At 58.3% G+C, this 12,623-nt stretch carries 15 protein-coding genes; 6 read left to right on the forward strand and 9 right to left on the reverse strand.

Features of this window, described 5'->3' with window-relative positions; all coding sequences use genetic code 11:
• Window positions 1-4: 4 nt before the first annotated feature.
• Window positions 5-826, reverse strand: coding sequence for a hypothetical protein (locus LCM4573_RS06925; RefSeq protein WP_131818944.1), 822 nt, complete (start codon window positions 824-826; stop codon window positions 5-7).
• Window positions 827-1,229: 403 nt separating this feature from the next.
• Between LCM4573_RS06925 and LCM4573_RS06930 the strand changes: the two genes are divergently transcribed.
• Window positions 1,230-1,469, forward strand: a complete 240-nt coding sequence (locus tag LCM4573_RS06930) for a hypothetical protein (RefSeq protein ID WP_071005547.1) — start codon at window positions 1,230-1,232, stop codon at window positions 1,467-1,469.
• A gap of 85 nt (window positions 1,470-1,554) precedes the next feature.
• On the opposite strand, the gene LCM4573_RS06935 is transcribed toward LCM4573_RS06930, so the two are convergent.
• Genes LCM4573_RS06935 through LCM4573_RS06945 form a run of 3 tightly spaced genes read right to left on the reverse strand, consistent with a single transcriptional unit; the run spans window position 1,555 to window position 3,238 of the window.
• Entirely contained in the window at window positions 1,555-2,256 is a 702-nt protein-coding gene (locus LCM4573_RS06935) for a type 1 glutamine amidotransferase domain-containing protein (RefSeq protein WP_071005548.1), read from the reverse strand.
• 1 nt (window position 2,257) lies between these two features.
• Complete coding sequence (locus LCM4573_RS06940) at window positions 2,258-2,494, reverse strand: 4-oxalocrotonate tautomerase family protein (protein WP_071005549.1); 237 nt, start codon at window positions 2,492-2,494, stop codon at window positions 2,258-2,260.
• A gap of 30 nt (window positions 2,495-2,524) precedes the next feature.
• Complete coding sequence (locus LCM4573_RS06945; protein ID WP_071005550.1) at window positions 2,525-3,238, reverse strand: SDR family NAD(P)-dependent oxidoreductase; 714 nt, start codon at window positions 3,236-3,238, stop codon at window positions 2,525-2,527.
• 188 nt (window positions 3,239-3,426) lie between these two features.
• Between LCM4573_RS06945 and LCM4573_RS06950 the strand changes: the two genes are divergently transcribed.
• Window positions 3,427-4,350: a LysR family transcriptional regulator gene (locus tag LCM4573_RS06950; protein ID WP_071005551.1), complete on the forward strand. Its 924-nt coding sequence runs from the start codon at window positions 3,427-3,429 to the stop codon at window positions 4,348-4,350.
• Window positions 4,351-4,672: 322 nt separating this feature from the next.
• On the opposite strand, the gene LCM4573_RS06960 is transcribed toward LCM4573_RS06950, so the two are convergent.
• The 4 genes from LCM4573_RS06960 to LCM4573_RS06975 form a co-directional block, all read right to left on the reverse strand.
• Window positions 4,673-5,728, reverse strand: coding sequence for a CBASS cGAMP-activated phospholipase (locus tag LCM4573_RS06960; protein ID WP_071005553.1), 1,056 nt, complete (start codon window positions 5,726-5,728; stop codon window positions 4,673-4,675).
• A complete protein-coding gene (locus tag LCM4573_RS06965) occupies window positions 5,725-6,186 on the reverse strand; it encodes a hypothetical protein (protein ID WP_071005554.1) in 462 nt (153 codons plus the stop codon). Before LCM4573_RS06965 ends, LCM4573_RS06960 begins: the two co-directional genes overlap by 4 nt.
• Window positions 6,186-7,439 carry a nucleotidyltransferase gene (locus tag LCM4573_RS06970; protein WP_071005555.1) on the reverse strand — a complete coding sequence of 418 codons (1,254 nt, stop codon included), beginning with the start codon at window positions 7,437-7,439 and terminating at the stop codon, window positions 6,186-6,188. Before LCM4573_RS06970 ends, LCM4573_RS06965 begins: the two co-directional genes overlap by 1 nt.
• Window positions 7,440-7,527: 88 nt before the next feature.
• Window positions 7,528-7,791, reverse strand: coding sequence for a hypothetical protein (locus LCM4573_RS06975; protein ID WP_071005556.1), 264 nt, complete (start codon window positions 7,789-7,791; stop codon window positions 7,528-7,530).
• Between the two features lie 169 nt (window positions 7,792-7,960).
• Between LCM4573_RS06975 and LCM4573_RS06980 the strand changes: the two genes are divergently transcribed.
• Genes LCM4573_RS06980 through LCM4573_RS06990 form a run of 3 tightly spaced genes read left to right on the forward strand, consistent with a single transcriptional unit; the run spans window position 7,961 to window position 9,727 of the window.
• Window positions 7,961-8,521: a sigma factor gene (locus tag LCM4573_RS06980; RefSeq protein WP_206744577.1), complete on the forward strand. Its 561-nt coding sequence runs from the start codon at window positions 7,961-7,963 to the stop codon at window positions 8,519-8,521.
• Window positions 8,514-8,918: a hypothetical protein gene (locus tag LCM4573_RS06985; RefSeq protein WP_071005558.1), complete on the forward strand. Its 405-nt coding sequence runs from the start codon at window positions 8,514-8,516 to the stop codon at window positions 8,916-8,918. The genes LCM4573_RS06980 and LCM4573_RS06985 overlap by 8 nt, the downstream gene beginning before the upstream one ends.
• A 2-nt stretch (window positions 8,919-8,920) precedes the next feature.
• Window positions 8,921-9,727 (forward strand): ImmA/IrrE family metallo-endopeptidase, encoded by an 807-nt coding sequence (locus LCM4573_RS06990; RefSeq protein WP_071005559.1) that lies wholly within the window; start codon window positions 8,921-8,923, stop codon window positions 9,725-9,727.
• A 367-nt stretch (window positions 9,728-10,094) separates the two neighbouring features.
• Here the strand turns inward: LCM4573_RS06990 and LCM4573_RS06995 are convergent, their stop codons facing one another.
• The gene (locus LCM4573_RS06995; protein ID WP_071005905.1) at window positions 10,095-10,982 is read right to left on the reverse strand and encodes an alpha/beta fold hydrolase; all 888 of its coding nucleotides are present in this window, start codon (window positions 10,980-10,982) and stop codon (window positions 10,095-10,097) included.
• A 240-nt stretch (window positions 10,983-11,222) separates the two neighbouring features.
• On the opposite strand from LCM4573_RS06995, the gene LCM4573_RS07000 reads away from it, so the two are divergent.
• Window positions 11,223-12,077 carry an enoyl-CoA hydratase/isomerase family protein gene (locus LCM4573_RS07000; RefSeq protein ID WP_071005560.1) on the forward strand — a complete coding sequence of 285 codons (855 nt, stop codon included), beginning with the start codon at window positions 11,223-11,225 and terminating at the stop codon, window positions 12,075-12,077.
• Window positions 12,078-12,623 lie beyond the last annotated feature (546 nt).

Genomic DNA, 12,623 nt, shown 5'->3' on the forward strand with positions numbered 1-12,623 from the left:
TCACTCAAAGGCCGAGATGCGACACTAGCTCGTGCGGGGTCATGATGCGAATGCCCTGCTTAGCCAAGGTCGAGCGGTTTGAGCGGTGCAGCAAGCTTCCCGATCCGGCATTCTTGCCTTCGTCTGTTGTGCAGAAGATGTCGAGCCCGTAGCCGACATGCGAACCGACGATCAGGCCATCGCACCACTCGCTAATGTAACCACCGACCTTTTTCCGAAAGGCTCTCGCGCCGCCGTCTGGAGTACCGCTATCCCACTCCCGCTTCAGCGCTACTGCCCATTTTTGAGTGAGCGGAACCGAGAATGAGTTAGGCCCAGTTCTCGTGCTACGACGCGTGGGGACCGGAGGCTGATGTGCCAACAGCGACGTCCCGTAATCCCGTAAAGGATGGTGCCGGTCCAGAGGCCCGACAAAGTCGCAAAAACGTTGATGGCGTGTATCGAACGGGCATACGTCGTCACCCGCCCAGGGAATTGCGTCGAAAAACTTTTCTGCCCCAATTAGAGGGGCGTGCAACACCTTGAAGCCGAGCGAACCCAAATCAGCGAACATCTCCCGCATGCGCGGGTCTGGAGCTGGTCGGGGGTCTGATGTACCTGCGACGGCGAGATAAGCCAATTTGTCTGGGAAGCTGAGGCATTCGACGAAGAGCGATGCTTCGGAGACAAATGCCTCTATCCGTCCAACCTCAATAGCCGACCGAATTTTCCGTGCAACATCAGGTGCGACAAGATCGGGCCATTTGCCGGGATTATGGAGTACGTTGCACGTGTTTGTGTCGTAGGTGACGCGGGTGGGAGGGGATTGCGTTGCGAGATTCGACATCACCTCAGAATGGAAAACACCTCGCAAGAGTCAAGTTTCGTGTACGGCTGCGATGAGACCAGTGGCAGGAGCCGGCCGTTGCGAAATCGGGTACTTAGTTTCGGAAACACGTGCAGCGTCAGCCAATACTTGCCAGCCCCTGCCCTTCCGCTGACCACCCCATATTCAGACCAGTTCTGGAACTGCAGCTGGTAGAGTTGCTACCTCGTACTGCCAAATCTCACCTCCCTACTCTCCCGCGCTCGCCTGCGCTGCTTACCCAGTAGTAGACGCCCCATACCGGTGTATGAGCTCCGCATACGGGCGTCCGATACCAAAGAAGGGGTTAGCCGAAGTAACTTTCTCTCACCAGCCAAGAGGACTGGATGAACCCGAGACATCGACCAGAGAAAGGAACCAAATCATGATCAAGAGCCTCTTCAACACCGCCGCCGCCATCGCCCTGACCGCAGCCGTAGCCGGTGCCGCCCTCGCCAGCGAAGGCGAATACTATAACGGCGTGAACAGCAATGCCGGCGTCTCCCTCGACCGCGCCGTAACGGGCAGCATCGCCTCCCACGGACAGAAGTCCAATCGCGACGCCGTCTGGTCCATGAAAATCGACAACGGCGACTACTACCAGGGCGCTGACCGCCCGAACTAAGCAACCGCATCAGCCTCCCAACCACAAAGGCCTACCCGAAACCCACGGGTAGGCCTTGATCTGCGAGATCGACGTGCCTGGTCGGTCAATAGCCTCGCGTTTTCGACTGCAGCCTTTTGATGAACTCGGATGCCGCCGCTGTCGACGATGCCGCATTCTGCCCGGTGACCAGCATTCCGTCGGCAATCACGAATGGTTCGAATGGTTTGCCGCAAACGTAGTCCGCACCCGCATCGCTCAGTGCATCCTCCAGCAGAAATGGCATCTCGTCCGTGAGCCCGAGCAGCTCCTCCTCGGCGTTGGAAAACCCCGTCAACCTTTTCCCACTTAGGAACGCGACGCCTTGCAGCTGAACCTGGAGGAGAGCTGCCGGGGCGTGACAAACCGCGCCGATGCATTTCCCCTGCATAGCAAACTCGCCAATGAGGTTCGCCGAGACCTTATCCGTGGCGAGGTCCCACATTGGACCATGGCCACCGGGGTAAAATACCCCATCGTACTCGGCAGCCCGGGCATACGAAATCTCCATGCTRTGGTTAAGAACCGTCTGGGCAGCGGGATCGGATCGAAATCTGCGCGTTGCGGGAGGCACATCATCTCGCCCGACGCTAACGGGATCGATTGGTGGAAGCCCTCCGTCGATGGACGCCAGCGTGACAATTGCCCCGTGGTCTGCGAACTCATAATAGGGTCCCGCGAAGCCCTCGAGCCACAGGCCTGTCTTCAGGCCTGTGGCTCCCAGTTCTCCATGCGACGTAACCACCATCAGGATACGCGGCGGACCCATTTCAGCTGCCGCCGGGCTTGGACTGGCTGCGGTACTCCGCCACCGGAAGACCTCCGACGCCCCAGTTTTCCATATCCACTTCCTCGATCACGACGAACGTGGCAGCGGGAGGCTTCCCAAGGACCTCGAACAGGAGGTCACTTACGCCTTTGATCAGTTTTGCCTTCTGCTCGGGGGTGGTGCTGGTCGCGCCCGGAGCGGTTCCTTCTCTCGTTACCTGTATACTCACGTAAGGCATAAGTGCCTCCTTTCCTTTGGCTCTCAGGAACTACCAACGGCCGGCGTGCTGGCCGCCGTCGACATGAAGGGTTTCCCCCGTGACGAACTTCGCGTCCTCCAAGAAAAGGACCGCATCGGCGATCTCGTCGATCTCACCCATCCGAGCCACTGGATGAAGACCAGCGAGAAACGCGTGGTTCTCAACAGGATGCATCGGGGTCTTGATGATACCGGGAGACACCGCATTAACGCGGATGCCCTTCGGGGCGTACTCGATGGCCAGCGAGCGGGTAACCGCATCCAGGCCGCCCTTCGTCAAGGAGGCAAGTGCGGAAGGAACGCCTGAAATCGGCTGGTTAACCAGAGAAGTCGTAATCTGGACGATATGGCCTGCACCTCGCTTCAGCATCTCCTTGGCGGCGAGCTGGCTCACATAGAAGAAGCCGGCGACGTTTACGTTCAGAACGTTGCGGAAGTCGTCTTCGGTATATTCAGTGAAATCCTTGGCTATGAAGATGCCGGCGTTGTTGACCAACGTATCGATGCGGCCGAAGCGGTCCACCGCCGTCTGAATTACTCTCTCGGCGACCGCTCGGTCCCCGATGTCACCACCCACCGCCACGATGCCGCTATCKCTCCCCGAGGAGATGTTGCGGGAATTCGCGACAACAGCGTAACCACGGTTGCGGTAAGCGCTGACAACCGATGCACCGATACCCTGCGAGGCCCCGGTGATGACTGCTACCTTCGTTTCATTGCTCATTTTCAAATCTCTCAATTGCGCGCGGTCACACGGCGGGCGCGTACTCACCGCGTCCTGTCCTGTCCGCATCAGTGGTTGGTAGGAATGTCAGGCGGGCTTGTTGCCTTGCCTGCTGAATATCTAGTAAGTTCCGCCCGCCGGCAGAATGTGCGCCTTCGGTAAGTCAGTGTTTCGCGGAAAGGAAGAATATGGACCGCATCGATGCCATGAAGGTGTTCGTGTGCTCCCTGGACGAAGGAAGTCTTGCCGCTGCTGGCAGGAAGCTCGGCCGTTCGCCTGCCGCGGTTACAAGGGCGATCAGCTTTCTGGAAAGTCACGTCGGCGTTCAACTACTTCATCGTACGACCCGTACTATCAAACTGAGCGAAGCAGGCGAGCGATACGCAGCCGCTTGTCGGCGCGTGCTGACCGATCTTGAAGAGGCCGACCTTCTGGCTGCGGGTGAAACGAAGGCCCCTAGAGGCACATTGACGGTCACTGCGCCCCTGATCAGCGGCGTTTCGATCGTCCGTCCGATCCTTGATGCCTATCTCGGTGAACATCCCGACGTTAACGCGAAGTTGCTCCTGCTGGATCGGCCGGTCAGCTTGGTGGACGAGGGCATCGATGTCGGGTTGCGCATTGCGCACCTTACCGACTCGACGATGATCGGCATTCGGGTGGGTGAAGTCCGGAGGGTCCTTTGCGCTGCTCCGTCGTATCTCGACGGAGCACCTGAAATCAGCAGCCCGTCCGATCTGTCGGAGCACCGATGCATTGCTCTTGCGCAGTTTGGGCAGGATAGCTGGACGTTCCCGCCGCGTGAGGCCGGTGGAGCACAGCGCACGGTTCACATAAAGCCGAGGCTCACCATCAACGGCGTTGCAGGTGTCATTGCCTCTGCCCTCGAAGGGAACGGCGTGACACGGGTGTTTTCATACCAGATCGCAGAATACGTGAGGCGCGGGGAACTACGCATTGTCCTTCCTGATGACGAGCCACCTCCCCTGCCCGCGCATATCGTCGCTCCTGAGGGGCGTTTGTCCGTTCCGAAGGTCAGGGCATTTGTGGATTTCGCGGTCCCGTTGCTCCGCAAGGAGTTTTCGGATCGGTCCCGCTTCTGTTCAGGATGAAAGCCCTCCTTGGCAGTCATGACTCGCTAGCTGTAGGCCATCCCGGGTTCGGCCGACCACTCGATTCCGGACCTTTCAAGCAACTCCGCGACTGCAATCCCGTGCACAGCGTTGGATTGTAACTCGCTGAGTTGACTTTCGTTGAGGTGCCGGATCGCCCAAGCCATGAAAGCCTTTCCGAAGGTAAGGCCGCAATTTGATTCAATATCCATTAGGCCAAGAGCTATTTCCGCGGAGAAATCTCGACCTTGCCGTTCCGAAATGATGTCGTAGATGCCGCCGTTCGGTGTTCCCACGCGTGCGATTAACGCCGTCGGTTGTTCTAACCTTCCCTTCCTTTGAATGCGTTGTCGTAGGGTGCCGCCCTCTCGTTCAGAAACATGTCGCGGACCATCTGACCGTTACCCTCTGCGTGGGACCGGGCCGCGTTGGGCAGGTCTGCCTTGGCTTGGTTGACGTCATCCAGGGCGATCTGTTTTTCTTTCACGCCGAGGTCTACCCTCACGAGATTTGRCCGCCCGACCAGAAGCCCTGCCTGACCTATTGCGTTCTGCGACTGTGCAGTGGTGGCCATCCGGAACAACAGCGGTGCTTGGAAGGAAAAGCCCCAGTCGAATAGGCCGCCCTTCAAATGACGCTCGGCGAGCTTGACCGTCTCGTCGCCGGTTCCGATCGAGAGAATACGGATGTCGTGGGGCGAAATGTCGTAGTTTGCGAGGACATCGACTACCGCGATCATCACCGGATTGTTCGCCCACACGCCGCCGTCGACCATCTTGTATCCGTGGTTCTCTACTGCAGCGAGGTAAGACGGTGCTGCGGCCGTGTGCAAGGCGATATCCACGAGCGCCTTGTGGCGGTCCCGTTGATAGATCGGGTGATGCGGGGTCTTGTAAATAAAGGGTTCCCCGTGCTCCGCCTCGAAACAGGGTACGACGACACGGCAAGTTGTGTCATCGAGGACCTTGTGGTCGAATACCCTCAGGAGTTCATTTCTGAGGTCCTCCGTACGATGCTTGGGTGAGCGGATCGACTTCAGGAAGCGCCACCATCCTGTCAGCATCGTCGGGGGCGGAAATATGAACTCGCCCCTCTCTGTGTAAATTTTCGAGACTTCGGAAGCTGTCATGCCGCTGGCGAGACCGAGCGCGATGATGCCGCCGGTCGACGTGCCCGCGACCATGTCGAAGTACCTGCCGATCGACGCGCCATTCAGATATCGGCGTTCGAGCTCGGCAAGATACGAGGCCCCGAACAGCCCTCGGATGCCGCCACCGTCGAGCGAAAGGATACGAAAGAGACGACCTTTCGGCCAAGGAAGCTTCTCTCGGAAGTCGCGGTATGTGCCGTCGGAGCGCTTGGGAGGAACGTAGTTCATGTCAGGTTCTCCGCCACAAATCTGTTTCCGGAAGACGGAGGGTGTCGACCGCCGCCATCCCAAACTCCCGTCATCAGCCAGAACTCGTAACAAACGAGCCAGTCGATCGCCCATGGAATTGTGGTCTTCGAGATCAGCCGCCAGCCTGTCCACTGCTCGCCCGCCGGATCGAAYAGGCAAAGCACCGGGTCACGGTTGCGGTTGTAGACATGAGGCAGTGCCCCCTCGGCGTTTCCTGGCAAACGGGTCAGTTGAGGCGACATAACCCGCACACTTGGACCTTCCAGAACCTGATCCATGCCGTAGGAGACTTCGACCAGGTAGGTACGGTTCTGGGGTTTCAGGGGGCCTAGCCACACGGCTTGGCCTCGCTGGACATCGAAACGATACCCAAACCTGGGCCAATCCTCGCGCATGGCCGACGTCTGTTCATCTATGGAGTACGGCAGGTAACTCATTACAAGGGGTCTCCGTAGAACCGATGCCTGGTGGCAGCGATCGGGGAGATGACGTTGGGTGCCGCAGCCGCCGGTGTCGCGGCTATGACAGCCGGAACGAGGAGGCCCCCCTTTGTGGTGTAGGATTGCGTCGCACCTTGAATTGAAGACCCCGTGGCCTTCGCGATACGACGAATGGAGTCCGTGACAACGTAGTCTCCGAACAGACGTTTCAGGATGCCCGGAATTTCGACTGGATCGGTGCGCTCGGAGCGCAGGGTCTTGATTGCTTCGACAAGCAGCCGGAGATCGGAAGCGAACTCGTTCTGCTGGGTGATCGAGCCCGGCCACCGATCCGTGAAGACGTCGTCAAAATACGTAGGATTCCGGACTTCCAGCGTTCGGCCGAGCATACTGGCCCTATCGATGTCCCTTATGATCAGGGTGCAGAGGTTGAGGAGCGCGTCCGTCAGTGTCTGTCCCGGGGACGCGGAGCGTGCCGCATAGTAGGCGAGCAAGACCGACGGTGCCATCCGCCCCTGCCTTCCCATCTGGTCATGTCGGATGTTGCGGAAGCGCTTGAGAAGCTGGAGGGCAAGCGTCGCCATGTTCTTGACCACGAACGGGGTCTGATCCGGGACCTCGTCGACGTCCGCATCGGCTCGGATACGGAGGTGGTCTTCCCACTTCCGGCGAAACGCTTCCTGCACCGCGAGTTCGACGGGGGTCCGCGCTTTGTACCATTCCGCAAACCCGTAAGCGTTGGTCGGCACCTCGTGGTCGTCGGTTGACGCAGCGGGTCCCTTGGCGTGCATTATGTGACTCTGCCGGTCAGGGGTCCACAAATCACGAAAGCCGGGGCTGACGTCGAGGTGCATGCGGTCGCTATAGACGAGGGTAATGCAACGGGTCTGCCTGATGACCTGCTGAACCGGGTAATCCTTGAAGGCGGCCTCAATTGCCTTGAGTATGGCGAGCGGACCAAGGTGCCGGAAACGGCCAGCCAGCTGTGCAATGATGTCGATGTCGTACTCGTCGTCGGTGCCGCGCGTCGAGATCGTAGCATCGATCGCCATCGACCCCTGCGGATAGAAGTGCTCGATGCCATCAGCAAAGAAGGTTGATGCCTCGAGATGCCGCCTCGCGGCGGCGTAACGGCCGTCCGCTTTCGCGTGGAGTGACGGTGGAAGCTGGATGGTAAAAGCGATTTCCGCCAGGAACCGGTCAGTGGGATCGAGGAACGGATTGATCCCGGAAGGCCTCATGAAGTTCATGTCGTTTTCTCCGTGTTCGAGGCTTTCCGCCTCCCAATTATTGTCTCCGACGCCCTCCCCTTCGCCGTGGATCGATGTTCTTCAGCGCTTATTCGTGTTTCTTGATCCAATCCCATTCGGCTTTCGAAAGAAGACCCTGACGATCCCCTGTCATTTTCATGACGAGAAGCCTGTCGTTTCCGTCGAAGTGCCCCTTCAACCTGTCGACGATGGCGTCAGCGCCAATCGCCGTATCTACGAGCCACATGGATTCGAGGTAATGCGCCCAGGCCCCGAGTGTCTTGATGGCCTCGTACAGTCCGCTGTAGTCCTGGCCCTTTTTCCTGAGGTCGTAGCTGATGGCGTAAATCACGTCTTGGACTCCATTTGTCGGTGGGTCATAATTCACGGCATCGACCCGTCCTGATTGAGTGTGCGCCAGGATCGGGGGGAGCCGGACACGACGTAAATAAAAATTTAACGATGTCCGGATCGGGGGCTTTGGCGCGCAAATGTCAGTATTCAACAGGAACGGCGGGCAAGTGACGAAAACCATACCCAAGGACGTCCATGAACTCGACGAGGTCAGGAAGCGGATAGATCGGATGACGGGCGCAGAAGCCCTGAAGCTGGAGCAGATCGCGCGGCGCTTTGTTGAACCCCGCGACGCCGGAGACCTCATGCAAGAGGCGTTCTCACGCATTTTGGAGGGGCGCAGGAACTGGCCGACGAACGTTGAGTTCTTGCCATTTATGGCCCAGGTCATGCGGAGCATCGCTTCGACCGACCGTCGCAACAGCGTCCGCCAGCCCGGGCTTCAATTGGTCCCGCAGCATGGGGAGCAATTGACGTTCGACAACATGGCCGACCCCGGGCCTAATCCGGAGGAAATCGTCCGCCAGCAGGACGAACTGGCCTTGTCAAAGGAGATGTTCGCCGATGACGACGTCGCCACGAGTTTCATCGACGCGCTCGACGCCGGCTTCCGCCGACCGGAGATCATGGAACTTTGCGATCTCGACGCCAACGGTTATGACACGGTCGTTAGGCGGATCAAGAGGAGGCTCGAGAAGCGCTCCCTGAAGGATGTACACAATGCCTGATAGAGATGATGCCGCACAGAAGCTGGCTCTCGCCGATATCCTGGTTGAGGATATCCTGAAAATGTCTGACGAGGAAATACTCGCCGAGGCCATCGAAGATGGTATCTCGGCCGAGGATGCGCTCGCTCGCGTAAAAGGTCGGTTCAAAGCTGCCGAGGCAGATTTGTCGAAGGCAAAGCTCAGGGCGGCGCGCGCGGCCGTTGACGAGGATCGCCAGAACACCAACGTGGTCAAGCTGGAGTCCAAAGAAGTGATCGAGCGATATCGGAAAGCGGTCAGGTCTGGTGAGGGGCTGACGCTCGCCGCCCGAAATGGAACTCATATGTCGACAAATGACGAGTTGAATCTCATAGAAGACATGATCGAGCTTGGCATCGATATTGATGATGGCGACTGATTATGTTGGTAACTGACAAAGTCATCGATGATCTCGGAATAACCGAACCGCACGAGATCGACATCGAGGCGATCGCCTGGCACCTCGGGGCCAAGGTCAAGTACTGCCAGGTCGACGGTTGCGAGGCCTGCATCCTGGGGGCAAACGACAGGGCGATCATCCGGGTTTCCGATAAGGTCCTCCGTCCCCGGCAGCGCTTTTCGATCGGGCACGAATTGGGCCATTGGTGCCATCATCGTCGGAGGGCGCTCTACTGCAAGCCAGAAGATATCGGCTCACTGGCACCCGGAAAACCAACCCCGAAAAGGGCCGAGGAAAAGGTCGCCGACAACTACGCCTCAAATCTCCTGATGCCATGGAAGGTTTTCAGGCCGGTGACCCGACAGTACAAAGACCTGACATTTGATACGGTCGCTCAAGTGGCGTCGGCGTTCGAGACAAGTTTAACCGCAACCGCGATACGGTTGATCGACATGGACCACACCCCTGCGCTTCTCGTATCCCATGGACCAAATGGGCGACGGTGGTTCGCGCGGTCGAAGAGTGTCCCGGAACGGTGGTTCCCGCGTGATGAACTGCAACGCGAGAGCCCGTCATTTGACGTCCTTTTTGGCAAAGCGCCTGAGAGCAAGATTGCCCGAAAGGTGGACGCGGACTCTTGGTTCGACCGATATGACGCGGATCGTTATCAAATCACGGAGCAGACAAGACGCGCGCCCGACGGTTCGATCCTGACCCTGTTGGTGATCAAGGACGAGAGAATGCTCAGGGACGAGGAAACACGCGGATGGAGCGGCCGACGGTACTGACTGCGTCGAAGCGGATGCTGTGGTTCTCCAGCAGACATAGCGACGGGCCGCGCCGACCTTTGAATCCAAGCCAAAAACGAATTAAGCCCCAGAAGAGGCGACTGAGTTTGGAGTGTATGAATGGCTGGGATCAAAGTGAACGCTCTGGAGCTTGCGGTCGCCCACACGGGCATCGCCCATCGCAGTGGGCAGACCGCTACGAGCCGTGTTGAAGAATTGGTAAGCCGTCGGGTTCAAGTTTGAACGGGCTCCCTCGCCCGACGAAAACTACAAACGCTTATCCACTCGCAAGAACACCGCAGGGAAGAACGCCAAGTAGGCCGACAACGCTGCCCACACGGAGTGGGCAGCGCCGGTGGCATGTGACTTATCGCGCAAGAGTGCGTCCGAGGAAATCCTGGATCAGGGGAATGATCTCGTCGGCGCGATCCTCGAGTGCGAAGTGGCCGCTGTCGATCAGATGGAACTCGGCTTGGGGCAAATCCCGCTTGAACGCTTCAGCTCCCGATGCAGGGAAAATCGTATCGTTCTTGCCCCAGACGACGAGCGTTGGCGGCTGACGATCCCGGAAGAACTGTTGGAATTGAGGATAGAGCGCAACGTTGTTCCGGTAGTCATAAAAGAGATCAAGCTGAATCTCGACGTTGCCAGGACGATCGAGGAACTGCTGATCGTACAGCCAATTCGCGGGATCGATGCGGGAGACGTCCTGCACACCATCCAGGTACTGGAACTTTGTCACGTCCAGCGACATCAGTGGGCGAAGGGCATCCCGGGTTTCCTGAGAATTTGTTGCCCAATAGGCCTTAAGCTGATCCCAGAAGGGCGAAAGGCCGTCTTCGTAGGCGTTGCCGTTCTGGACGATCATCCCGGTTATCCGCTCGGGATGACGAAGCGCGAGCCGGAACCCGGTCGGAGCTCCGTAGTCCATGACGTAGATGGTATACGACCTGACGCCGAGCTTTGTGACGAGCGCATCAACGATTTCCGCATATCGCTCGAACGTATAGGCGAACTCATCCCTGCTTGGCATCGCGCTGAGACCGAAGCCCGGATAGTCGGGGGCGATTACGTGATACTTGTCGGCCAAGACCGGGATCAGGTTGCGAAACATGTGTGACGAGGTTGGAAATCCGTGGAGCAACAGCACAGCGGGGGCGTCGCTAGGTCCGGCCTCCCGATAGAACACTTCCGTACCTTCGATGTCGATCGTCTTGTGGTGGATTGCCGGGTAGGCATGCATCGCGCTCGTCATATCGTTCTCCTTTTGAAACTCGGCGTTCAGTCCGATGACAAACACGTACAGAATTTCTTTTCTCGGCAGAATTCCTCCTTTTTGAAAGTCAATATTGCGCACCTCGAAATAATCGAGGTGCAATCCTTCCTTCTTTCACTCATCGCCTCCTTCAACGGACCGAGTGCAGGTTCAAGAACGGCGCGACAGAGGCCCTATTGTTCGGAGCCGTTCGTCCCCCGTTTTTGAAGGAGAGTTTCCATGGACGCCATCAGCGCTCGCGGTGCCGATGTAGAAGAAAGCCAGATCGAGATCATTCGCCATTCGGAGCACTACTGGCGTGTCAATTTGAATAACCCGCCACTCAACATCATGGGTCCGCAGATGGTGCGGGAATTCTCTGAGCTCGTCACAGAGATGGAAAATAATCACGAATTGAAGGTCGTAGTCATCGGAAGCACCAACCCCGACTACTTCATGGCCCACTACGATGTTCTTCGCGACCCGGCCGAGTCCATAAACATGGCACCGGGGCCGACAGGCATGCATCCGGTACCGGACGCATTCGTCAGATTAAGTCGATTGCCCGTAGTGTCGATTGCATCGATCCGCGGCAGGGCTACGGGGTCTGGCAGCGAGATAGCGCTCGCTTGCGACATCCGGTTTGCCAGCAGGGAGAAGGCGGTCCTTTCCCATTGGGAGGTCGGAGCCGGTTTCGTTCCTGGCGGCGGCCCAATGGCGAGAATGCCCCGCCTGATGGGGCGCGGACGAGCGCTCGAGGTCCTTCTTGGCGCTGACGACATTCATGGGGAACTCGCGGAACTCTATGGATATGTGAACCGTGCTCTACCGGACGACGAGCTTGACGGTTTCGTAGACAGCTTCGCCCGACGTATCGCCTCCTTCAACCGCGACGCAATCGCTGCGACCAAGCGTTTCGTGGACGACGTCAGCTTGCCGGCCGACTCCGAGATGCAGCCGGCGTGGGAGGCTTTCGTATCCTCCGTCGGTCAACCGTTCGCACAGGAAAGGCTGTCGGATTTCGTCAAGCTCGGGCTCCAGCATCCCAGTGATATCGAAAAACGGCTTGGGTACTACGTCGGCCCTCGTCCGTAACTATCGTTTTTTGAGGACCCGTCGCATAGCGATGGGGCAAAGAGGTCTTCTATGCCCAAGGTAGGCACCCAAAGCGCGACATTGATTGAGTTCCTACCGACGGCAAGGGCTATCGTTGTTATGCTGCTGGGGGGCCGCGATGAAGCTGACGCACTTCTCTCGGCTATCCTCGTCACTCCAACCGGAGTGCAATCGGAAAGYCCCCAGTCGTTTCTTTCCCGTCTGATCGACCAGGCAAGGGCCGTGTCACAAGCRGGATGCAACAGTGTCTCAGGCGTCGACCGCGCTTTCGTGGATAGTTCAGAGCATGCGGTGGCCTTGTTGAGGCAGCTCCCGTTCGAGCGGCGGCTCGCATTTATACTGGTGGAGTTAGCCGGTTTCACGGCCCTGGAAGCTGCGCGCTATTGCAGGGCGATGCCCCGGGAGATTCAAGCCTTGGTCGATGCCGCTCGCGCGGAGTTGGTCTGCACCACTTCTTGCGACGCCTCGCCCGCCTTACCTCCTCCCGGGTACGATGAGGCCATGTGACCGCGTTGCCAACTTCCC

This window comes from Rhizobium sp. LCM 4573 (assembly GCF_001854865.1).
In the GTDB taxonomy this organism is placed as follows: Bacteria; Pseudomonadota; Alphaproteobacteria; order Rhizobiales; family Rhizobiaceae; genus Neorhizobium.